This window comes from Microbacterium sp. (assembly GCF_047606385.1).
Classification (GTDB): domain Bacteria; phylum Actinomycetota; class Actinomycetes; order Actinomycetales; family Microbacteriaceae; genus Microbacterium.
On record NZ_JASGEL010000113.1, the window covers coordinates 1 to 20,538 of the forward strand.

20 protein-coding genes are annotated in these 20,538 nt (G+C 71.6%); 12 read left to right on the forward strand and 8 right to left on the reverse strand.

The window, feature by feature from the left end; all coding sequences use genetic code 11:
- Both QM626_RS11435 and QM626_RS11440 read left to right on the forward strand, forming a co-directional pair.
- The coding region (locus QM626_RS11435; RefSeq protein WP_415077073.1) for an HtaA domain-containing protein at window positions 1-1,648 on the forward strand (1,648 nt) is incomplete at its 5' end.
- A 137-nt stretch (window positions 1,649-1,785) separates the two neighbouring features.
- Window positions 1,786-2,127, forward strand: coding sequence for a potassium transporter Trk (locus tag QM626_RS11440; protein WP_415077074.1), 342 nt, complete (start codon window positions 1,786-1,788; stop codon window positions 2,125-2,127).
- A 28-nt stretch (window positions 2,128-2,155) separates the two neighbouring features.
- Here the strand turns inward: QM626_RS11440 and QM626_RS11445 are convergent, their stop codons facing one another.
- Complete coding sequence (locus QM626_RS11445) at window positions 2,156-2,770, reverse strand: zinc-binding alcohol dehydrogenase (protein WP_415077075.1); 615 nt, start codon at window positions 2,768-2,770, stop codon at window positions 2,156-2,158.
- A gap of 94 nt (window positions 2,771-2,864) precedes the next feature.
- Here QM626_RS11445 and QM626_RS11450 point away from each other — a divergent pair, with 94 nt between their 5' ends.
- From QM626_RS11450 to purF, 3 genes are read left to right on the forward strand one after another with little or no spacing between them, the layout of a single operon-like run.
- Window positions 2,865-3,488, forward strand: a complete 624-nt coding sequence (locus QM626_RS11450; protein ID WP_415077076.1) for a DUF2510 domain-containing protein — start codon at window positions 2,865-2,867, stop codon at window positions 3,486-3,488.
- 51 nt (window positions 3,489-3,539) lie between these two features.
- Entirely contained in the window at window positions 3,540-4,667 is a 1,128-nt protein-coding gene (purM, locus tag QM626_RS11455) for a phosphoribosylformylglycinamidine cyclo-ligase (protein WP_415077077.1), read from the forward strand.
- 6 nt (window positions 4,668-4,673) lie between these two features.
- A complete protein-coding gene (gene purF, locus QM626_RS11460; protein ID WP_415077078.1) occupies window positions 4,674-6,134 on the forward strand; it encodes an amidophosphoribosyltransferase in 1,461 nt (486 codons plus the stop codon).
- Window positions 6,135-6,187: 53 nt separating this feature from the next.
- Here the strand turns inward: purF and QM626_RS11465 are convergent, their stop codons facing one another.
- A complete protein-coding gene (locus QM626_RS11465; protein WP_415077079.1) occupies window positions 6,188-6,382 on the reverse strand; it encodes a DUF3073 domain-containing protein in 195 nt (64 codons plus the stop codon).
- 138 nt (window positions 6,383-6,520) lie between these two features.
- On the opposite strand from QM626_RS11465, the gene QM626_RS11470 reads away from it, so the two are divergent.
- Window positions 6,521-7,036, forward strand: coding sequence for a universal stress protein (locus QM626_RS11470; RefSeq protein WP_415077080.1), 516 nt, complete (start codon window positions 6,521-6,523; stop codon window positions 7,034-7,036).
- Between the two features lie 5 nt (window positions 7,037-7,041).
- On the opposite strand, the gene QM626_RS11475 is transcribed toward QM626_RS11470, so the two are convergent.
- Both QM626_RS11475 and QM626_RS11480 read right to left on the reverse strand, forming a co-directional pair.
- On the reverse strand, window positions 7,042-7,686 hold the full coding sequence (locus QM626_RS11475; RefSeq protein WP_415077081.1) for a PadR family transcriptional regulator: 645 nt from the start codon (window positions 7,684-7,686) through the stop codon (window positions 7,042-7,044).
- On the reverse strand, window positions 7,686-8,519 hold the full coding sequence (locus tag QM626_RS11480) for a DUF4097 family beta strand repeat-containing protein (RefSeq protein WP_415077082.1): 834 nt from the start codon (window positions 8,517-8,519) through the stop codon (window positions 7,686-7,688). Before QM626_RS11480 ends, QM626_RS11475 begins: the two co-directional genes overlap by 1 nt.
- A 144-nt stretch (window positions 8,520-8,663) precedes the next feature.
- Between QM626_RS11480 and QM626_RS11485 the strand changes: the two genes are divergently transcribed.
- Window positions 8,664-9,416 carry a MerR family transcriptional regulator gene (locus QM626_RS11485; RefSeq protein WP_415077083.1) on the forward strand — a complete coding sequence of 251 codons (753 nt, stop codon included), beginning with the start codon at window positions 8,664-8,666 and terminating at the stop codon, window positions 9,414-9,416.
- A 50-nt stretch (window positions 9,417-9,466) separates the two neighbouring features.
- Here the strand turns inward: QM626_RS11485 and QM626_RS11490 are convergent, their stop codons facing one another.
- The gene (locus tag QM626_RS11490) at window positions 9,467-9,628 is read right to left on the reverse strand and encodes a hypothetical protein (protein WP_415077084.1); all 162 of its coding nucleotides are present in this window, start codon (window positions 9,626-9,628) and stop codon (window positions 9,467-9,469) included.
- A 249-nt stretch (window positions 9,629-9,877) separates the two neighbouring features.
- Here QM626_RS11490 and QM626_RS11495 point away from each other — a divergent pair, with 249 nt between their 5' ends.
- The 3 genes from QM626_RS11495 (at window position 9,878) to QM626_RS11505 (ending at window position 14,429) form a co-directional block, all read left to right on the forward strand.
- Window positions 9,878-10,147 (forward strand): Rho termination factor N-terminal domain-containing protein, encoded by a 270-nt coding sequence (locus QM626_RS11495; protein WP_415077092.1) that lies wholly within the window; start codon window positions 9,878-9,880, stop codon window positions 10,145-10,147.
- A gap of 1 nt (window position 10,148) precedes the next feature.
- Window positions 10,149-11,111, forward strand: a complete 963-nt coding sequence (locus QM626_RS11500) for a DNA topoisomerase IB (protein ID WP_415077085.1) — start codon at window positions 10,149-10,151, stop codon at window positions 11,109-11,111.
- 147 nt (window positions 11,112-11,258) lie between these two features.
- Complete coding sequence (locus QM626_RS11505) at window positions 11,259-14,429, forward strand: efflux RND transporter permease subunit (RefSeq protein WP_415077086.1); 3,171 nt, start codon at window positions 11,259-11,261, stop codon at window positions 14,427-14,429.
- On the opposite strand, the gene QM626_RS11510 is transcribed toward QM626_RS11505, so the two are convergent.
- Both QM626_RS11510 and QM626_RS11515 read right to left on the reverse strand, forming a co-directional pair.
- Complete coding sequence (locus QM626_RS11510) at window positions 14,314-15,315, reverse strand: DUF998 domain-containing protein (protein ID WP_415077087.1); 1,002 nt, start codon at window positions 15,313-15,315, stop codon at window positions 14,314-14,316. The genes QM626_RS11505 and QM626_RS11510 overlap by 116 nt on opposite strands.
- Before the next feature lie 196 nt (window positions 15,316-15,511).
- Window positions 15,512-16,417, reverse strand: a complete 906-nt coding sequence (locus QM626_RS11515) for an aldose 1-epimerase family protein (RefSeq protein ID WP_415077088.1) — start codon at window positions 16,415-16,417, stop codon at window positions 15,512-15,514.
- 225 nt (window positions 16,418-16,642) lie between these two features.
- Between QM626_RS11515 and QM626_RS11520 the strand changes: the two genes are divergently transcribed.
- Together QM626_RS11520 and QM626_RS11525 are read left to right on the forward strand one after the other, a co-directional pair.
- Window positions 16,643-18,742: a DEAD/DEAH box helicase gene (locus tag QM626_RS11520; protein WP_415077089.1), complete on the forward strand. Its 2,100-nt coding sequence runs from the start codon at window positions 16,643-16,645 to the stop codon at window positions 18,740-18,742.
- 43 nt (window positions 18,743-18,785) lie between these two features.
- A complete protein-coding gene (locus QM626_RS11525) occupies window positions 18,786-19,301 on the forward strand; it encodes a GNAT family N-acetyltransferase (protein ID WP_415077090.1) in 516 nt (171 codons plus the stop codon).
- A 13-nt stretch (window positions 19,302-19,314) separates the two neighbouring features.
- On the opposite strand, the gene QM626_RS11530 is transcribed toward QM626_RS11525, so the two are convergent.
- Window positions 19,315-20,346 (reverse strand): Rv2578c family radical SAM protein, encoded by a 1,032-nt coding sequence (locus QM626_RS11530; protein WP_415077091.1) that lies wholly within the window; start codon window positions 20,344-20,346, stop codon window positions 19,315-19,317.
- Window positions 20,347-20,538: the final 192 nt, after the last annotated feature.

The window sequence follows — 20,538 nt, forward strand, 5'->3', positions numbered from 1 at the left end:
CGACGGCTCGACCTCGCTGGGCACGGCCGATGTCGAGTCCGGCACGGCGACCCTGACGACGTCTGCGCTCGCGGCGGGCGACCACTCGCTGACCGCGGTGTTCACGCCCGAGGACGAGACCGCGTACACCGCCTCGACGTCGGATGCCGTCTCCTACACGGTCGCGACCGACTCCGGCTCGGACGACGTCTCCGGCGCGACGCTGGAATGGGGCTTCAAGCAGAGCTTCCTCAGCTACATCACCGGCGCCATCGCGAACGGCAACATCGCGACCTCGGGCGTCTCGACGAACGACTCGAACGAGTTCGTCTGGTCGAACGGATCCGGCACGTACGACATCGACACCCAGACGGGCGAGGTCTCCTACTCCGGCAGCGTCCACTTCACGGGCCACGACGGCGCCCTGGACATCACGCTGTCCAACCCCCGGATCGTCGTGACGGGTGAGACGACCGCGACGCTGTACCTCGACGTGGTCTCGAAGGGCTACAACGGCAGCGCGGACGTCGACGAGACCGACGTCCCGTTCGCGACGCTCACGCTGCCGGCGGGCGTGCAGGCCGACGACGGCGCCATCACGTGGACCGACGCGGCAGCCGTGCTCACCTCCGACGGCGCCACCGCCTTCGCCGGGTTCTACTCGGCCGGCACGGTGCTCGACCCGGTGACGTTCACCTTCCCGGCGAGCTCGTCGGGCTCGGTCACCCCGGTGCTCAGCTCCGACACGACCAGCGTCGCGCCGGGCGACACGATCACCTTCACCGCCACCGGACTGGACGCCTACGAGTCGGTCGACGCCGAGGTGCACTCGGCCGTGGTCGACCTCGGATCGTTCACCGTCGTCGACGGCGGCGTGACGATCGCCTGGACCGTCCCGACCGACTTCGACCCGGGCACGCACACACTGCTCCTGCTCGACGCCGACGGCAACACGATCGCGTCGGCCTCGTTCGTGGTGACCGCGGTGAGCACCGACTCCGGCACCGGAACGGACACCAGCTCGGACGAGACCACCACGACGACCACGGAGGACGTCTGCGTGGCGAACTCGGTGTCGGGCGCGACGATCAGCTGGGGCTTCAAGCAGTCGTTCGTCGACTACATCAACGGCCCGATCGCGAACGGCGAGATCACCGGCGGCTGGGGCACCGGCTCGGGTGCGTACAGCGTCGACAACCACAGCGGCTCGGTGCGCTACAGCGGCTCGGTGCACTACTACGGTCACTCGGGCATCCTCGACATCACCCTGTCGAACCTGCGCATCCAGGTGACCAGCGCCACCACGGCGGTGCTGTACGTGACCACGTCGTCCACGGGCGAGATCGCGCTGGCGAACCTCACCCTGCCGACCGCGTCGTCCACGGGCAGCAGCATCTCCTGGTCGAACGCCTCGGCGACGATCACCTCGGCGGGCTCCGCTCTGTTCAGCTACAACGGGAACGCGTTCTACCCGGCGGGCACCGCACTGGACTCCGTCACGTTCAGCTTCCCGCTGGGCGCTGAGGTCGCGTGCGACTCCACCACGGACGGCACGCTGGCCTCGACCGGCGGGTCGGACGCGAACGGGATGCTGTGGATCGGGCTGACGATGATGGCACTGGGCGTCGGAGCGGTGGCGCTGCGCCGCCGTCGCGCGGCCCGCGCCTGACAGATCGCCGACGAGGGGCGCTCCGTGATGCGGGGCGCCCCTCGCGCGTGCGCGGCACGACCGGGCGACGCGGACAGGGCGGCGCCGGGCCTCCGCTGCGGGCGGCCGCACAGCCACCCGGATGAGAGAATGGAGGAATGGCCGACGAGGCGACCCCCGAACCCCGCGTCACCGTCGAGGAGCATCTCGAGACGGTGAACGTTCGCCGCGCACCGCGGCACGTGCTCTTCCTCGTGCTCGGGGCGCTGCTCGGCGTCGTCGCCGCGCTCGTGCTCACCCTCGTCTTCAACGGCACCGACCAGCCCAGCGAAGAGGGCGTGCAGTACACGCGGTGGGAGGTGTTCGGCTTCCTCGCGCTGGTCGGCATCGTCGTGGGCTTGCTCGTGGGCGCGCTCGTCGCCCTGATCCTGGACCGCACCGTCGGACGCCGCAGCCGCGAGGTGCGCGTCGACCGCGAGCGCGTGCGCGTGGAGGACTGACCGCGCGTCGTTCGCGACGGGGCGCCGGCTACGCGAGCTCGGCGATGATCGGGTGGATCGCGGCGTCGAAGGCGGCGACATCCCGTCGCAGCCCGTCGGTGACGGCGATCGTGAGCGACCCGATCCACCACAGCCCGCGCTGTGTGAAGGGCAGCACCTGCACGTTCAGCTCGAACGAATGCGCGCGGCGACCCACCTGGCGCTCGTGCTCGGCGATCGCGCTGGCATAGGCGCGGTAGGCGTCCCCTGTGCGCGGACCCGACTCGCGGGCCACGTATGCCCGGTGCGCACGCCGCGCGTAGGCGACGGCGTCCGCTCCGAGCGGCGCGATCTCCCGGCGCAGCACGTCCGCGCCGTCGACCGGCAGCGCCACGAGCGTGTCGAATCCGTCGACGAGGTCGAGCGGCACCGGCGACGGGTGCGCCTGCGGCTCGACCGTCATCGCCCAGTACTCCCGCCACTGCCGCTCCAGCAGCGCCTGCTCGTCGTCGGGACGGTCCGGCTCCGCCGAGACCACCTCGCGGAGGGCGGGGATCTCGGACGGGCTGCGCAGCCCCAGCCGCTGCCGCAGGAACAGGGCGAGCAGGACCGGCTGGCTCGCATCCTCACGGATCAGCCATTCCGGGCGCCCGGGGCTGTTCATGCGGCCATTGTAGGGGCGGGGCCGGGCCACGGGACGGCGACCGGCGCCCGGACCGCGTGCATCCGCCGGCGCGCAGTGCAAGACTCGACGAACGATGAGCGACTCGAACGCGATCCCCGCCGGCTGGTATCCCGATCCGGCTCGCGACGGCACCATGCGGTACTGGGACGGCGCCGGATGGGCCCCCGCGACGGCGCCGGCGGTCGGCGTGCGACCGGCGCCGCGCCGCAGCCCGGGCCTCGACCCGGGCACGGTGTGGATCTGGCTGATCGTGCTGCTTCCCGTCATCCCGGTCCTGCTGCTGCTCCTGGTGCCGTGGGGAGAGTCGTTCGACGTCGGCACGATCGCCCAGGACCCGTCCGCCGTCGCCGCCGAGTTCGGCATCTTCCGCTCCCCTGCCTACTGGGCGTGTGTCGTCCTCGGCTACGCGGTGTACGGCCTCAACGTCTGGTTCGCCGCGCGCGATCGGCGCGCGCTGCTCGCACGGGGGATCGACGCGCCCTTCCCCTGGTACTGGGCGTTCCTCTCCTCGGTCTACCCGATCGGCCGCAGCGTGATCGTGCTGCGACGCACCGGCCGCGGCGCCGGTCCGCTCTGGGGGATAGGGGCGGTGATGCTCGTGAGCCTGGTGATCTCCGGCGTCATCACCTGGACGATCGCGAGCGCGATGACGGGGGCGATGCAGGAGCTCTTCCACTACTCCGGCACCGTCCGGTAGGCCCATCCGCATGAGGCGACCGCCCAGGCGGGCGGCCGGTAGGCTGGTGCGGTGGCCGCTGCACCCCGCAACCCGTACTCCGAGGCAGGCGTCGACACCGCGGCCGGCGATCTCGCGGTGGAGCTGATGAAGTCCGCCGTACGCCGCACCCACGGGCCCGAGGTGCTCGGCGGCGTCGGCGGTTTCGCCGGCCTGTTCGACGTCTCGGCGCTGCGCTCCTACGCGAAGCCGCTGCTGGCGACCAGCACGGACGGCGTGGGCACGAAGGTCGCGATCGCCCAGGCGATCGACAAGCACGACACCATCGGCCAGGATCTCGTCGGCATGGTGGTCGACGACATCGTCGTGGTGGGAGCCGCGCCGCTGTTCATGACCGACTACATCGCGTGCGGCAAGGTCGTGCCCGAGCGCATCGCCGACATCGTCCGCGGCATCGCCGACGGCTGCTCGGCCACCGGGACCGCCCTGGTCGGCGGCGAGACCGCCGAGCACCCCGGCCTGCTCGGACCCGACGACTACGACGTCGCCGGCGCCGCGACGGGCGTCGTCGAGACCGATCGTGTGCTCGGCGCCGAGCGGGTGCGTCCCGGCGACGCCGTGATCGCGCTCGCCGCCAGCGGCCTGCACGCCAACGGCTACTCGCTGGTGCGTCATATCGTCGCCGGGGCCGGCGTCCGGTACGGAAACCACGCCGTCGACTTCGGCACGTCATGGGGCGAGGCGCTCCTCGAGCCGACGCGCCTGTACACCGCGCAGCTGCTGCGGCTGGCAGGCGCGCTCGGCGATCGGCTGCATGCGCTCAGTCACGTCACCGGCGGCGGCATCGCCGCGAACCTGGCGCGCGTGCTCCCCCGGGGCACGTGGGCCGATCTCGACCGCGGCACGTGGAGCCCCCTTCCGGTCTTCCGCGTGCTCGCCGACCTGGGCGGCCTCGAGCTGACCACGACCGAGGGCACCTGGAACCTCGGCGTCGGCTTCCTCGCCGTGGTCGCGCAGGATGCCGCCGACGCGGCGATCGCGACGCTCCAGACGGACGGGATCCCCGCCTGGCAGATCGGCGTCGTGCAGGACGGCGCGAGGCCGGACGGAGAGTTCGTGCACGGCGCCAAGGGCGTCGACGGCGGCGCGGTGCGCCTGGTCGGCGCCTACGCGGACACCCCACGAGATGGAGCGAAGTAACACCACATGTGCGGCATCGTCGGCATGGTCGGGCAGGGCCCGGTCAATCAGGACATCTACGACGGTCTGCTGCTGCTGCAGCACCGCGGCCAGGACTCGACCGGCATCTCCACGGCGGAGCAGAACGGCGTGTTCCACATGCACAAGGCCCGCGGCCAGGTGCGCGAGGCGTTCCGCACCCGCGACATGCGGTCCCTCCTCGGCTCGATCGGCCTCGGGCACTGCCGCTACGCCACCAAGGGCACCGCGTCCAGCGAGGAGGAGGCGCAGCCGTTCTATGTCAACGCCCCCTACGGCATCGTGCTCGTGCACAACGGCAACCTCACCAACACGCGCGAGCTCACCGACGAGCTGTTCCACAAGGACCGTCGGCACCTGAACACGAGCTCCGACACCGAGCTGCTGGTCAACGTGCTGGCCAACGAGCTGCAGGCCGCCATCGGCGGGCTCGAGCTCGACCCCGAGCAGGTGTTCCAGGCCGTGTCCCGCGTGCACGAGCGCGTCGAGGGCTCGTACGCGGCCATCGCGCTGCTGGCCGGCTACGGGCTGCTGGCGTTCCGCGACCCCTTCGGCATCCGGCCCCTGATCCTCGGCACCCGCAAGGCCGAGAACGGACGATACGAGTGGCTGGTCGCCTCCGAGTCGCTCGTGCTCGACAACGCCGGCTTCGACGTCGTGCGCGACGTCCTGCCCGGCGAGGCCGTGTACATCGACCTCGACGGCACGCTGCACACCCGCCAGTGCGCGGCGAGCCCGCAGCTGGCGCCGTGCTCCTTCGAGTACGTCTACCTCGCCCGGCCCGACTCGGTGATGAACGGCATCTCGGTGTACGAGGCGCGGCTGCGCATGGGGGACCGACTGGCGGACACCATCGCGAAGTACACGCCGACGGGATCCATCGACGTCGTCATGCCGATCCCCGACTCCGCCCGGCCGGCTGCCATGCAGGTCGCCCGCAAGCTCGGGCTGGAGTACCGCGAGGGCTTCTACAAGAACCGCTACGTCGGCCGGACGTTCATCATGCCGGGCCAGGCGGTGCGCAAGAAGAGCGTGCGGCAGAAGCTGAACGCGATGCCCAGCGAGTTCAAGGGCAAGAACGTGCTGCTGATCGACGACTCGATCGTGCGCGGCACGACGAGCAAGGAGATCATCCAGATGGCGCGCGACGCGGGCGCCAAGAGCGTGACCTTCGCCAGCGCCGCCCCGCCGGTGCGCTTCCCCCACGTCTACGGCATCAACATGCCCTCGCGTCACGAGCTCGTCGCCCATGGGCGCACGATCCCCGAGATCGCCACCGAGCTGGGCGCGGACTACATGGTCTATCAGGAGGTCGAGGACCTGAAGGCCGCCATCCTCGAGGGCTCCGACATCGAGGATCTCGACATGAGCTGTTTCGACGGCCGGTACGTCACCGGCACGGTCACCCAGGAGTACCTCGACTGGGTCGAGGGCTCGCAGGTCTCCTGACGGCGAGGACGCCGCGGCTCACGCGGTGACGAGGTCGCCGTGCGCGGCGGAGCTCAACGGGTCTCGACCCGCTCCTCGTCCTCGTCCTCGTCCTCGAACTGGTCGGCCCACTTGTCGACGTACTCGGCCTCACCGGACGCCGGGTGCCCGAGCTCGCGCTCCAGAGCCGCGTAGTTCACCGAGTACGAGTCGTACTTGAGTTCGCGGGCGATCTTGGTGTGCTTCGCCTTCTGACGGCCACGCCCCATGCGAGACCCCCTCACGTTCTGATGTCGCGGGCTGTGCGGGGCCCGTCGCATTCACAGGTCCGGCTTCGAGGCCGGTAAGAGTAGCATTCAGCATATCACCGCGCCCACCCGCGACGCCGCGCGGTCGGGGAGGAAGAGATGGCTTCGGATGCCGCGGACTGGGCCGGATCGGTCGTCGTCGGCGTCGTGCCCGATCTGCCGGCGCGAGTTCTCGACGAAGCCGTCCGGTACGCCGGCCTGTTCGGGGTCGGCCTCGTGGTCGCCTACGTCGACGTCACGAGGTTCGTGACCTACGAGGATCCCGACGGGACGCCCCACACCGCCCCCATCGACATCAACATCGCCGGCGCGGCGGACGCCGTCGAGAAGGTGCGGCTGCAGGCCGCCGCCCGGTTGGACCGGAGCGAGGTGCGGTGGACCGTGCGGTCGCTGGTCGGCGATCCGGCGATGGCCCTGAAGGACCTCGCCGAGCAGCTCGACGCGCCCCTCATCGTGGTCGGCACGCGCCGGCGGGGGCTCGGGGAGACGATCCGCGAGTTCTTCACCGGCGCGGTGGCGGCACGCCTGGCGCACCGGCAGCGCCGGCCCGTGCTGGTGGTGCCGCTGCAGGATCCGGTGCCCGACGACGTCGAGGAGTGGCCGGCGAAGAGCTGAGTCGGTCAGTCCGCGTCGGTCACGGCATCCCGCGCCGCGCGGCCGACCACGAGCGCGCGCGTCACCTCTCGCGCGGCGGCGTCCAACGAGTCGGCGAGGGCGTCGACGATCCCGGAGTCGAGATCGCCGCCGCGCGCGACATGCGTGCGCAGGTCGGTGCGCACCTGCGCACGGAACTCCGCGATCAACGCCTCGGCCCGGCGGATCTGGATCCGGCTGCGGACACGATCGTCGCCCGAGTCGTCGCCCGCTCGCTCCCCCGCTCGTTCCGCGGCCGCCGCCGCGGCGAGGTCGGCGCGCAGGCTCTTCATCGCCGCGCGGACGCTGCCGCGCACCTCTTCGGCGATGAGGCGGACCGAGTCGGCGAGGTCGGCCTCGATCCCCTCGAGGTCGCTCTGACGGGCGGCGACCTCCGCATGTCCGGCGTCGGTGATCGCGTACACGGTCTTGCGGCCGTCGACGGTCTTGGAGACCAGGCCTTCCTCCTCGAGCTTGGCCAGTCGCGGATAGATCGTGCCGGCGCTCGGCGTGTAGGTGCCGCCGGTGCGCTCGGTCAGCGCGTGCATGAGGTCGTAGCCGTGCCGGGGCTCCTCGTCGAGGAGGTTCAGCAGGTACAGGCGCAGGTCACCATGCGAGAACACCGGGGACATCACGCCGCCGCCTCGCCCGCGTCGCGACGCACCACGGTGATGTCCCCCGACACCGAGTTCGCGCGCACGTCGACGAACGATCCGCTGAGCTCGCCGACCGAGCCGGTGTAGTTGGTCGTCGGTCCGGAGCCGCGGCCCGAGCGCACGACGCCGTCCAGCTGCACGCGCCCGCTGACGCTGCGCACGACGTAGTTCGCGGGGTGTTCCGCGTCGAGCCGGACCGTCGCATCGCCGGAGACCGTGTTCAGCGAGATGCGGTGCGCATCGCCGGCCGCGTCGATGAGCATCCCGCCCGAGACCGTGTCGGCGGTGACCTTCGTGAGCGCGCCGGTGGCGATGACGTCGCCCGAGACGCTGTTGGCCGTCAGGGACCCGGTCAGGTCTCGTACGTGGAGGTCGCCGGAGACGCTGTTGGCGACGAGATCGCCGGTCAGCGAGTCGACGACGAGGTCGCCGGAGACGGTGTTCAGCCGGGCGTCGGTCGCGAGATCGGCGACCAGGGCGTTCGCGTTGACCACGCCGAGGACGAGCGCGATGTCTCGCGGGACCGCCACGCTGACCTCGGCCTTCGGGCCGCCCGCACCGAAGTTGCGGAACACCTCGAGGAAGTTGTCCCACCGCAGCTGCGGGTGGTCGATCTCGACGGCACCCCCGGCGACCTCGATGCGCAGGTCCTTGACGGTGACGGAGTGCACCTCGATGCGCACCCCCGGCTCGTCGTGGGCGACGACGTCGACCTGTCCGCCGACGAGGCTCACCTTGAGCGAGCGGATGTCGTCCAGGTCGATGATCCGGGTCTCGCCCGGGTGGATGAGCCATTTCTCGGGGGCCATCTCTGCTCCGATCTCACGTTATATCGCGTTTGTTCGTAAACACGTTATATCGCGAGTTGGATGCTGTCAACCTGCGACGGTCGACCGGCTTGACCTTGACGCTGCGTCAATGTCTACGGTCGTACCGAGAGGAGGTCGACGGACATGGACTGGTCGATCCAGGAGGTCGCGCGCCTCGCCGGCACGACGAGCCGCACGCTGCGACACTACGACGCGATCGGGCTGCTGCATCCGCTCGGGACCGGGCCGAACGGCTATCGCCGGTACGGTCCCGACGAGCTGCTGCGGCTCCAGCGCATCCTCCTGCTGCGCGAGCTCGGACTCGGGCTGCCGCAGATCGCGGCGGTGCTCGACCGGGTGGCGACGCCCGCGGCGGCGCTCGCCGCCCACGGCGAATGGCTGCGGCAGGAGCGGGCGCGGATCGGACGTCAGCTCGCGTCCGTCGAGCGCACCCTCGAGCGACTGGAGAGAGGAGAACCGCTCATGGCGAGTGAGATGTTCGACGGCTTCGACCCGCACCGCCACGAGGTGACCGCGCGGTGGGGAGCCGATGCCTACACGGCAGGAGAAGAGTGGTGGCGCGGCATGGATGCGGCCGAACGCGCGCAGTGGCGAGAGCGCGTCGACGTACTCGCCCGGGACTGGAGCGATGCGGCCGCTCGCGGCATCCCCGCCGACTCGGACGAGGCGCAGGAGCTGGCCGCGCGGCAGGTCGCCTGGTTGCGCGGCGTCCCCGGCACGCCTGCCGCGGATCCCGCCGGGGACATCGCCGGGTACATCACGGGACTAGGCGAGATGTATGTCGTGGACGGTAGGTTCGCGCGGCACTACGGCGGCGAGGAAGGGGCCCGGTTCGTGCGCGACGCGTTGCGCGCCTACGCGGAGCGCGAGCTCTGAGGGACGGGTCAGGCCCCGGCGCGCGAACGCGCCGGGGCCTGCGGAGCGGGTCAGCGGCGTCCGCCGCTGATGACCCGGAAGAGGAAGGCGATCAGGGCGATCACGCCGACGATGATCGCGACCCAGAGCAGCCAGCTGAGAGCCGAGTTCAACCCGCTGAAGATCGCGATGAGGATGGCGATGACGATGATGATGACAAGCGCGATGTTCATGGCACTCCCCTTACGGTGACCGGGTGCGTCCGCTCACGCCTGCCCCGGGTGCCGCGATGGCACACGCCCAGGCTTCCACTCGGCCCCGCGCGGGTCGGGTGGGGTTGACGCTCGCGCGAGCGCGGTGCTAGCAGCCCGCCACCCACGTAGCCCGCCGCCCCCGGCCGTGTCAACCGGCCGCGGCGCCCGCCCGGCGGTCGTACGCTCGCCCCTGAGGCGCGGGTGACGGCGCCGGAGAGCGAGAAGAGCATGCCTGGCGGACGGGGATCGAACAGCCTGAAGGATCCGGAGCTCTATGAGACGTTGCGTGACGAGGGCGCGTCGAAGGAGAAGGCGGCGCGCATCTCGAACGCCGCGGCGCGCGACGGCCGCAAAGCGGTCGGCCGGCGCGGCGGCGAGGCCGGGGACTACGAGGAGTGGACGGTGCCCCAACTGAGGAAGCGGGCGAAGGAGCTCGGGCTGACCGGGTATTCGTCGCTGCGCAAGAGCGAGCTGATCGCCCGCCTCCGGTCGCACTGAGGTGGCGAGACTGCGACGGGTCGTCCCTGGTGACGACCCCGGACTGGTGCGCGTGCGCGCGGGCACCGGCTTCCGATATCGCACGAGCGAGGGGAGCGACGTCGCTCGGCGCGATCTCGAACGCATCCGTGCCCTCGTGATCCCGCCGGCGTGGGAGGACGTCTGGATCTGCGCCGATCCACGCGGACACATCCAGGCCGTGGGGACGGACGCCGCGGGACGCCGCCAGTACATCTATCACCCGCAATGGCACACGCCGCGCGACCGCGGCAAGTACGCGCGGGCGCTGGCGCTCGCCGCAGCGCTGCCCCGGGCACGTGCTCGGGTCACCGCCTCCCTGCGCCATGACGGGGAGTCGCGCGAGCGCACTCTCGCCGTGGCCTTCCGGCTGCTGGACGCCGGCGCGCTGCGCATCGGCTCCCGCCGGTATCTCGCCCGGGGCGGCGGCCGGGGTCTGACGACGTTGCAGCGACGCGACGCCACCGTCACCGGGTCCGTCGTGACGCTGAGCTTCCCGGCTAAGAGCGGCGTGCTCGCCCGCATCGAGATCGACGACGAGGACCTCGCCCGTGCGCTCGCGCCGATGACCGGCGGCCGGCCCCGTTCGATCCTGCTCAGCTACCGGCGCGGGCGGAGCCGCGTCGCGCTGACCGCCGCCGACGTGAACGCGTACGTGCGGGCGCTGACCGGCGGCGAGTTCACCGCGAAGGACTTCCGCACGCTCCGCGGCACGATCGCCGCGGCGACCTGCCTTGCGCGCGGCGGACCCGGCACGAGCAAGAGCGAACGGAAGCGGGCCGAGCGCGAGGCCGTGCGTGCCTGCGCCGCGGTGCTCGGCAACACGCCCGCCGTCTCCCGGACCAGCTACATCGACCCTCGTATCTGGCGTGCCTACGCTCGTGGCCGCCTCCTGGACCTCTCGGTCAGCGGGGAGTCCGCGCTGCAGGCGCTGCTGACGGCCTAGACGGCGCCGGGGGCGGCCCGGCGCCGTGTCATAACTCCGCCTCGTCGACACCGCCGCCGGCACGCGTCCCCGGAATCCCGCGGCAGCCGCGTCGCCGTCCTGCGGGCGAGGCGGAATTGCGACACGGGCGCGTGGAATACTGACGCCGTGTCCGGTCTGGCCGTCCTGAGCCTGCGCAATCGCGCCCTCATCGCGCTCGTCACCATCGTCGTCGCCGTGTTCGGCTCCATCGCCCTGGTGAACCTGAAGCAGGAGCTCATCCCCTCGATCGAGTTCCCGACGCTGTCGATCCTCTCCACCTACCCGGGCGCGTCGCCCGAGGTCGTCGCGAACGACGTGTCGACACCGATCGAGAGCGCGATCCAGAGCGTGCCGGGCCTGGAGTCCACGACCGCGACCAGCACCACCGACGCCTCGATCGTGCAGGCGTCGTTCACGTACGGCACCGACCTGTCCACCGCCGAGCAGAAGATCACCCTCGCGATCAACCGCATCAAGGACCAGCTCCCCTCCGGCGTCGAGCCGAACGTCGTCTCGGTGTCGATCGACGATCTCCCGGTCATCCAGCTCGCCGTCACCGGGTACGGCGACGAGCAGGCCATCCAGGCGCAGCTGGAGAACTCGGTCATCCCCGACCTCGAGCAGATCGAGGGCGTCAACGCGGCATCGATCGTCGGCGGGGTGGGACAGCGGGTGACCATCACCCCGGATGCCGCCGCCCTCGCGGCCGACGGCTACACCCAGCAGGCGATCAGCGACGCCCTCAGCGACAACGGGGTGCTCTTCCCGGGCGGGGACATCACCCAGGGCGACCAGACCCTGACGGTGCAGACGGGCGCGAAGCTCACCTCGGTCGACGAGATCGCCGCCCTCCCATTGGTGCCCTCCACCTCGGCGCAGCTGGCCGCCGGCACGGTCACCGTCGGTGACGTCGCCGACGTCGCGCTCGACACCGACCCGGTCACCTCCATCTCGCGCGTGAACGGCGAGGCGGCGCTCACCATCGCCGTCACGAAGCTTCCCGCCGCCAACACGGTCGAGGTCTCGCGGGCCGTGAACGACGCCCTCCCGCAGCTGAGCGACGACCTCGGCGGCGCCGCGCAGTTCACGGTGGTGTTCGACCAGGCGCCCTACATCGAGCAGTCGATCGAGTCGCTCGCACAGGAGGGACTGCTCGGTCTCGCCTTCGCGGTCATCATCATCCTGATCTTCCTGCTGTCGGTGCGCTCGACGCTGGTGACCGCGATCTCGATCCCGACGAGCGTGCTGATCACCTTCCTCGGCATCCAGGCGTTCGGGTACTCGCTGAACATCCTCACCCTGGGCGCTCTGACGATCGCCATCGGCCGGGTGGTCGACGACTCGATCGTGGTCATCGAGAACATCAGACGCCACTACGTCGTCCCCACGCCCGCGCCACCCGACGCCGCCGCGTCGCGCGGAGCCTCGCGGCGCGTGGGCCCCGCCCATAAACGCGAGGCGGTGCTGCGCGGTGTGCGCGAGGTCGCGTCGGCGGTCACGGCATCCACCCTCACGACCGTCGCGGTGTTCCTGCCGATCGCGTTCGTCGGCGACCTCACCGGCGAGCTGTTCCGGCCGTTCGCGCTCACCGTCACGATCGCGATGGTCGCCTCGCTGCTGGTGGCCCTCACGATCGTCCCGGTGCTCGCGTACTGGTTCCTGAAGCCCGGCGCGCAGATCCTGGGCGCCACCGGCGTCCCCATCGATCCCGAGGACGCCGCCGCGCCGCCGTCACGGCTGCAGCGCGCGTACCTGCCGATCCTGCGATGGACCCTGTCCCATTCGTGGACCACGATGCTGCTCGCGGCCGTGGTGCTCGCCGGCACCGCCGCCCTCGCGCCGCTGATGACGACGAACTTCCTCGGCGACTCCGGGCAGAACACCCTGACGGTCACCCAGACCCTCGGCGACGCGGCGAGCCTCGACGCCGAGGACGCCGCCGCGCAGCAGGTGGAGCAGGCGCTGCAGGCCGTCGACGGGGTCGAGAGCGTGCAGACCTCGATCGGCTCCAGCGGCTCCGCGATCCGCGATGCGTTCTCGGGGGGTGCCGGCGGGATCACCTACTCGATCACCACGGCGGCGGACGCCGATCAGGTCGCCCTGCGCGAGCGGGTGCAGCAGGCGGTGGCGGGACTGCAGGACGCGGGCACGATCACCGTGGCCGCCTCGTCGAGCAGCTTCGGCTCCAGCGACATCGAGGTCGACATCACCGCGCCCGACCAGGACAGCCTGCAGCAGGCGTCGGATGCCGTCGTCTCCGCTCTCGACGGCGCGGACGGCGTCAGCCAGGTCGCGAGCAACCTCTCGGCCTCGCTGCCGTACATCGCGGTGACCGTGGACCGTGACGAGGCGGCTTCCCTCGGGCTGTCGGAGGTCGCGGTGGGGGCCATCGTGTCCGGCGCGATGCAGCCGACCTCGATCGGATCGGTCGAGATCGACGACAGCACGCTGACCGTCTACCTCGCGGCCGAGGAGACGCCGGCGACCCTCGACGAGCTGCGCGCGCTGTCGATCCCGACGGCAGCCGGCGTCGTGCGGCTCGACCAGGTCGCCACGGTCGCCGAGGCACAGGGACCCACCTCGATCACCACGGCGCGCGGGCAGCGCACCGCCACCGTGACCGTGACCCCGGCCGGCGACGATCTCACCACGGCGACGGCATCCGTGAACGCCGGGCTGAGGGATCTGGACCTGCCCACCGGCGCGAGCGCCGCCATCGGCGGCGTGGCCACCCAGCAGTCCGACGCGTTCACGCAGCTGGGCCTGGCGATGCTCGCCGCCATCCTCATCGTCTACGTCGTCATGGTGGCGACGTTCCGATCGCTCCGGCAGCCGCTGCTGCTGCTCGTGTCGATCCCGTTCGCGGCCACCGGCGCGATCCTGCTGCAGATCACGACCGGCGTGCCGTTGGGTGTCGCCTCCCTGATCGGCGTGCTGATGCTCATCGGCATCGTCGTGACGAACGCGATCGTGCTGGTGGACCTGGTGAACCAGTACCGTGCGAAGGGGCTCAGCTCGTACGACGCGACCGTCGCCGGCGGCTCCCGGCGGCTGCGGCCCATCCTCATGACCGCGCTGGCGACGATCTTCGCGCTGACGCCGATGGCGCTGGGCGTGACCGGCCACGGCGGGTTCATCTCGCAGCCGCTGGCGATCGTCGTGATCGGGGGCCTGGTGTCCTCTACCGTGTTGACGCTGCTCGTGCTGCCGACGCTGTACGACCTCGTCGAGGGAGCACGCGAGCGGCGCGCGGCGAAGCGGGTCGCATCGGCGGGCGAGCCGAGGCCCGCCGGCTGAGAGCGACCGCCGAGCGGCGGATGCGACGGGCCGCCGGCGTCGGGCAGGTGGGCGTCTCGGGTGCGGAGGCCGCAGCGGACACGGCCGCGACGGGATCCGACGTCGTGGCGACGGGCTCGGACGCGGCCTCGACGGCCTGCGCCTCCGGAGCGACGTGCGTCGCGAAGACCTGCGGCATCCCCTGGACCTCGGCGCAGCATCGCGACAGGCAGAACACGAAGACCGCGGACCAGCCGAACATGGCGGAGAAGGCGATGACCTCGAACAGGGCGAGGTTGATCGCGCCGCTGCCGAAGAACAGCCAGGCGCCCGCGGCGAGGTAGGACAGCGAGCCGAGGGTGCTCGCGAGCAGGCGCTTGGGCATGCGGTGCATCAGCAGGGGGCTCGTCAGCAGCAGACCGGCGAACCCGGCGACCATGACCATCGTGATGTGCTCGTGGACGAACTTGTTCACGTCGAGCGGGATGCAGCCGGTCAGGGCGAGGCCCGCTCCCACCGCGGAGAACAGGATGCGAGCCGTGCGGGCGGTGCCGCGACGGATGTGGATGCCGGACAGCCGCCGCAGCTCTCGCTCGGCGGCGCGGGCGAACAGCAGCACGACGGCGCCGCCGACGATCAGGGTGCCGTTGAACACGGCGCTGGAGGCGTCGTCGAAGGTGCCCAGGCGGCTGAAGTGCTCCTGCCACCACACCGGGTCGCTCGTGGATACGATGGCCACCGAGATGCCGCCGAGCAGCACGGTCAGCGCGAGGACCGCGAGCTGCAGCGGCGAGGCCGCCAGCAGCGCGGTCAACGCGGTGCGAGCACGAGCGCCCTCCGGCGGGGTCTGTCGGGAGTCGGCGAGTGCGACGCGGACCGGTGACGGAGACGCGAGGTCGATGCGCATAACGGGGTACCCTCCACCCAGTGGGACACCTCAGATCCGGAGGACGAAGGGTTCCGACTCCCACCGGATGACGAGCGCCGAACCCTGATTCCGACGCGACGGCGACGCCGCTGGGCGTCATTCTAGCGGGACCGCGTGTCGGGCAAGGATGGAGAATATTACCGTCTGGGACGCGGATCGCGTCGCCGTGGCGCGATCAGATGCGCAGATCGATGCCCCATTCGATCTGCCACGACTCGCCGGGCGCCAGCAGCCGCAGGTCGCGGCCGGAGTTGAGCGCGTCCGCGGGGGCGGTCATCGGCTCGATCGCGACGGCCAGATCGTGGCCCGGGTAGCGGTCGGTGGTGAACACCTGCAGGTAGTCGATCCCGGTGCCGCCCCACAGCGTCAGGCGCCGGCCGTCGGGGGCGCGCAGGATGCCGCGGACGCGGTCGCCGGCGTCCCGCCGCAGCCGGGTGTACGCGGTGTCGAGGTCGAGGTCGCCGACCCGGCGCGGCCGGCGCAGGTCGTGTGCGGCGTCGACGGCCTCCTCGGCGATCGGCAGGTTGCGCTCGTCGAGACGGAACCAGGTCTCGGCGTCGACCTCGAGGGTCAGATCGGCGGTGGGAACGTCCGAGATGCACAGGTACGGGTGCGTCCCCAGCGCGACCGGGGCCGCGGTCGCGCCGACGTTCGTGATCTCGTGGCGCACGTGCAGGCCGTCGTCGGAGAGCGCGTAGGCGACGAGCGTGGCCAGGTGGAAGGGGTAGCCGGTCTGCGGGAAGACGTCGGCGGCGAGGCTGACGGCGTCCGGGGCGGAGTCGACGACCCGGTAGGCCGTGAACCGCAGCAGGCCGTGCGAGGCGTTCCCGAGCTTCGGCTCCGTGATCGCGAGCTGATAGTCGACGTCGTCGTGGCGCCATTTGCCGTCGCGGACGCGGTTCGGCCACGGGACGAGCACGACTCCGGACGCCGCCGGCGTGGGCACGTCGTCCGGGTAGCGCGGCACCAGGTCGACGTCGCCGATGCGCAGTGCGCGCAGTGCGGCCCCCACCTCGGTGATCTCGGCGGTGGCGTGCGCGGCGCGCAGGACGTGGCGGTGCCCGGTGGGGTCGGCGGTCATGGCACCAGGGTAGTTCTCAGCGTGAGGCGGTATGGTGAAGGGTCGGCTCCGGACACCGCGCGATTCGCGCGGGTGGGTGTGTGAGTCCAGGGGGCCGATGATGGGCGCCGATCGGCGCGCATGACCATCATCGAAAATGGCCCCGGCCGACGATTGTCCGGGTATGTCCGCGCGCATTCCGCCGCGGACGCTGTTCTCGTGCGAGAGCACCCAGAAGGACATCCCATGCCCAAGAGCAAGAAGCCGGCCGGCGGCCGCGCAGCCAAGAACTTCGAGCCCCGCTACGGCGCGAAGACCTCGTTCCAGGATCGCAAGCGGCGCCCGGGCGAGGCCTCCGCCGGCACCGCCGGCTCGAAGAGCCCGAACCATCGCGGCCACCGTCCGGCCGAGGCCGAGGCGCCCGCGAAGCGCCGCTGGACCGCGCAGGAGAAGGCCGGCCGCGAGGAGGCCCGTGGCATCCGCAGCCAGGCGCGGACATCGGGCGCCCGCACCGACCGTCCGTCGCGCTCCTACGACGACCGTCCCGCGCGGCCGTTCGACTCCCGCCCCGGGCGTTCGACCGACTCCCGGCCCGCGCGGCAGTATGACGACCGCCCCGCTCGCCGCACCTCCGGCGACCGTCCCGCTCGCTCGTACGATGACCGTCCGACGCGCTCGTATGATGACCGTCCGGCTCGTTCCTTCGACGACCGTCCCGCGCGCACCGCGCGGCCGGCGGGCGATCGCCCGGTGCGCGCGGACCGTCCGGCGCGGCAGTTCGACGACCGTCCGTCCCGTCGCACCTACGACGACCGTCCGGCGCGGCAGTTCGACGACCGTCCGTCCCGTCGCACCTACGACGACCGTCCCGCGCGCTCGTTCGACGACCGTCCGGCTCGTTCCTTCGACGACCGTCCGGCGCGCACCGCGCGGCCGGCGGGCGATCGCCCGGCCCGGCGGTTCGACGACCGCCCTGCGCGGCGGAGCTTCGACGACCGTCCGGCTCGCCGCGCCTATGACGACCGCCCCGCCCCGCGCGACGGCGACGCGTGGAGAAGGCGTGGCGAGGCGAAGCCGGTGCGCGACGCCGCCGCCGAGGAGCACGTCGATGTCGTGCACGAGCGTCTGCAGGCCGAGGCGGTGGATGCCGCGACGGCGGCCGAGGCGTCCTTCGCCGAGCTCGGCCTCGGCGACAACATCGTCCGTGCCCTGGCACAGCTGGGAGCGTCCAGCCCGTTCCCGATCCAGGCGGCGACCATCGCGCCGATCCTCGAGGGCAAGGACGTGCTGGCACGCGGCCGCACCGGCTCGGGCAAGACCATCGCGTTCGGCGCCCCGCTCGTGGAGTCCATCCTGCGCAGCCAGGCCGGCCAGCGTCGCGAGTTCGGCCGCAGCCCGAAGGCGCTGATCCTCGCGCCGACGCGCGAGCTGGCGCTGCAGATCGACCGCACCGTGCAGCCGATCGCGCGCAGCGTCGGCATCTTCACGACCCAGATCTACGGCGGTGTGCCGCAGGCGCGCCAGGTCGGAGCCCTCCGCAAGGGCGTCGACATCGTCATCGGCACGCCGGGACGCATCGAGGACCTCCAGGAGCAGGGCAAGCTCGACCTCTCCGAGGTGCAGATCGTCGTGCTCGACGAGGCCGATCACATGAGCGAGCTCGGGTTCCTCGAGCCCATGCAGCGCATCCTGCGGCTCGTCGCCGACGGCGCGCAGAAGCTGCTGTTCTCCGCGACCCTCGACCGCGAGGTCGCCGCCCTCGTCGACGAGTTCCTCGTCGAGCCGGCCGTCTACGAGGTCGCCGGCGAGGACCAGGACTCCGGCACGATCGATCACCGGGTTCTCGTGATCGAGCACCGCGAGAAGGCCGAGGTGCTCGACTCCCTCGTCGACCGCGACGGCAAGACCCTCGTGTTCACGCGCACCCGCGCCTACGCCGAGATGCTCGCCGAGCAGTTCGAGGACGCCGGCATCGCCGCGGTCGCCCTGCACGGCGACCTGAACCAGGCCAAGCGCACGCGCAACCTGCAGCGGCTCACGGACGGCAAGGTGCGCGTGCTGGTGGCGACCGACGTCGCGGCCCGCGGCATCCACGTCGACGACATCGACCTGGTCGTGCAGGCCGACGCGCCCGACGAGTACAAGACGTACTTGCACCGCTCCGGCCGCACCGGCCGTGCGGGGCGCTCGGGCACCGTCGTGACGCTGATCACGCGTCAGCGTCGGCGCCGGATGACCGAGATGCTCGAACGTGCCGAGATCTCCGCGCCCTTCACCGATGCGCGGCCCGGCGACGACGTGCTCGAGGAGCTCAGCGGGCGTCAGCTCGCCGACGTCGACGCCTGAGCCGGTGCGGTCGGGCGGGCATGGCGTGCGCGACAATGACGTCATGCCCGACCCGACCGGCGCCGGCGTCCGTCTGCGCCCCTGGCGTGCCGACGACCTGCCCCTGCTCGTCGCCGCCAACTCGCCCGAGATGACCGCGTACCTCGGCGGCCCCGAGTCGGAGGACGCCGTGCGCGCGCGGCACGAGAAGTACCTGCGGTTCGTGGCGCGACCGGATGCCGGCATCGCCGCCGTCGAGCTGGACGGCGTCGCGGTCGGCGGCGTCAACTGGTGGTCGTCGGAGTGGGAGGGCGCTCCGGTCACCGAGATGGGATGGTTCGTCGTGCCCGCCGTGCAGGGCCGGAGGATCGCATCGACGGCGGTCCGGCTCGCGGTCGCCGACGCAGGCGACCGGGCCGTCCACCGCCGGGTGGTCGCCTTCCCCGCAGTCGAGAACGCCCCGTCGAACCGCGTGTGCGCCGCGGCCGGGTTCGTCCGGCGCGGCGAGGCCGACCTGCCCTACCGCGACACCGTGCTGCACGCGGCGGTCTGGGAGCTCGACCTCGACGCGTCGATCTGAGCCGGCCGTCGATTCAGAACAGCGGCGGCAGCTCGAGACTCGCGGACGGCCGCGCCGGGACGAGCGAGTCTCGCGGCGCCTCGCTCTCCTCGCCGCCGTCGAGCCGGTGAGCACGCATGAGGGGTCGGATGCGGCGCGCCAGCCATCGCCGGTACTCCTTCGGCGCGTACGCCGTGCTCCCGGGGTAGAGCGCCGCGTAGGACGAGAGCAGGTCGGGTCGTTCGCGTGCGAGCCACTGGAGGAACCACTGCTTGGCCCCCGGCCGCAGATGCAGTGCGCCGTAGACCACGCGGACGGCGCCGGCATCGCTGATCCGTCGCAGCGCGCCGTCGAGGGCCGCGACGGAATCGGTGAGGTGGGGCAGCACGGGCATCAGGAACACCGTCACCGGGAATCCCGCCTCGGACGCGGCGCGCACGGTCTCCAGCCGTGCCTGCGCGGTCGGCGTGCCCGGTTCCACCGACTGCTGCAGGTCGTCGTCGAACACGGCGATCGACATGGCGAGCGAGACGTCGACCTGCGCGCGCGCGGCGCGCAGCAGCGGCAGATCGCGCCGCAGCAGCGTCCCCTTCGTCAGGATCGAGAGCGGCGTCCCGGAGGAGACGAGCGCGTCGACGATGCCGGGCATGAGGCGGTAACGGCCCTCGGCGCGCTGGTACGGGTCGGTGTTCGTGCCCAGCGCGACGTGTTCCCGCCGCCACGATCCGCGCCGCACCTCCCGCGCCAGCACCTCGGCGACGTTGACCTTCACCACGATCTGCGAGTCGAAGTCGTGCCCGGCGTCCAGGTCCAGGTAGGTGTGCGTCTGCCGGGCGAAGCAGTACGAGCAGGCATGCGTGCAGCCCCGATACGGGTTCACGGTCCACGAGAAGGGCATGGCGGACGCCGCCGGCACTCGGTTCAGCGCCGACTTGCACGCCACCTCGTGGAAGGTGATGCCGGCGAACTCCGGGGTGGTCACGGTGCGCACCAGGGCGTCCCATCGGTCCAGGCCGGGCAGCGCGTCGGCGTCCGTCGCTCCCACCTGCTGGCCCCGCCATCTCATGACGAACAGTAGAACAAAAATACGTCGATGGATCAATCCCGTCATAGAACAAAGATCCACTCATCGCCACGGGCGGCGGGCGGCGGGGGCCACTCAGGTACCGCGGTCAGAATGGAGAGGTGATCGACCGCAGCGCCGCCCCGGCCCAGGGCCGCCGAGCCGCACGCGCGGCGGCCCTGCGCGGCCGTCGGC

What these genes read in the sequence shown, in the direction of transcription:
- QM626_RS11440 (WP_415077074.1), top strand. Translation starts at nt 1,786, where the DNA reads ATGGCCGACGAGGCGACCCCCGAACCCCGCGTCACCGTCGAGGAGCAT.
- QM626_RS11445 (WP_415077075.1), bottom strand. Translation starts at nt 2,770, where the DNA reads ATGAACAGCCCCGGGCGCCCGGAATGGCTGATCCGTGAGGATGCGAGC.
- QM626_RS11450 (WP_415077076.1), top strand. Translation starts at nt 2,865, where the DNA reads ATGAGCGACTCGAACGCGATCCCCGCCGGCTGGTATCCCGATCCGGCT.
- purF (WP_415077078.1), top strand. Translation starts at nt 4,674, where the DNA reads ATGTGCGGCATCGTCGGCATGGTCGGGCAGGGCCCGGTCAATCAGGAC.
- QM626_RS11465 (WP_415077079.1), bottom strand. Translation starts at nt 6,382, where the DNA reads ATGGGGCGTGGCCGTCAGAAGGCGAAGCACACCAAGATCGCCCGCGAA.
- QM626_RS11470 (WP_415077080.1), top strand. Translation starts at nt 6,521, where the DNA reads ATGGCTTCGGATGCCGCGGACTGGGCCGGATCGGTCGTCGTCGGCGTC.
- QM626_RS11475 (WP_415077081.1), bottom strand. Translation starts at nt 7,686, where the DNA reads ATGTCCCCGGTGTTCTCGCATGGTGACCTGCGCCTGTACCTGCTGAAC.
- QM626_RS11480 (WP_415077082.1), bottom strand. Translation starts at nt 8,519, where the DNA reads ATGGCCCCCGAGAAATGGCTCATCCACCCGGGCGAGACCCGGATCATC.
- QM626_RS11485 (WP_415077083.1), top strand. Translation starts at nt 8,664, where the DNA reads ATGGACTGGTCGATCCAGGAGGTCGCGCGCCTCGCCGGCACGACGAGC.
- QM626_RS11490 (WP_415077084.1), bottom strand. Translation starts at nt 9,628, where the DNA reads ATGAACATCGCGCTTGTCATCATCATCGTCATCGCCATCCTCATCGCG.
- QM626_RS11495 (WP_415077092.1), top strand. Translation starts at nt 9,878, where the DNA reads ATGCCTGGCGGACGGGGATCGAACAGCCTGAAGGATCCGGAGCTCTAT.
- QM626_RS11510 (WP_415077087.1), bottom strand. Translation starts at nt 15,315, where the DNA reads ATGCGCATCGACCTCGCGTCTCCGTCACCGGTCCGCGTCGCACTCGCC.
- QM626_RS11515 (WP_415077088.1), bottom strand. Translation starts at nt 16,417, where the DNA reads ATGACCGCCGACCCCACCGGGCACCGCCACGTCCTGCGCGCCGCGCAC.
- QM626_RS11520 (WP_415077089.1), top strand. Translation starts at nt 16,643, where the DNA reads ATGCCCAAGAGCAAGAAGCCGGCCGGCGGCCGCGCAGCCAAGAACTTC.
- QM626_RS11525 (WP_415077090.1), top strand. Translation starts at nt 18,786, where the DNA reads ATGCCCGACCCGACCGGCGCCGGCGTCCGTCTGCGCCCCTGGCGTGCC.
- QM626_RS11530 (WP_415077091.1), bottom strand. Translation starts at nt 20,346, where the DNA reads ATGAGATGGCGGGGCCAGCAGGTGGGAGCGACGGACGCCGACGCGCTG.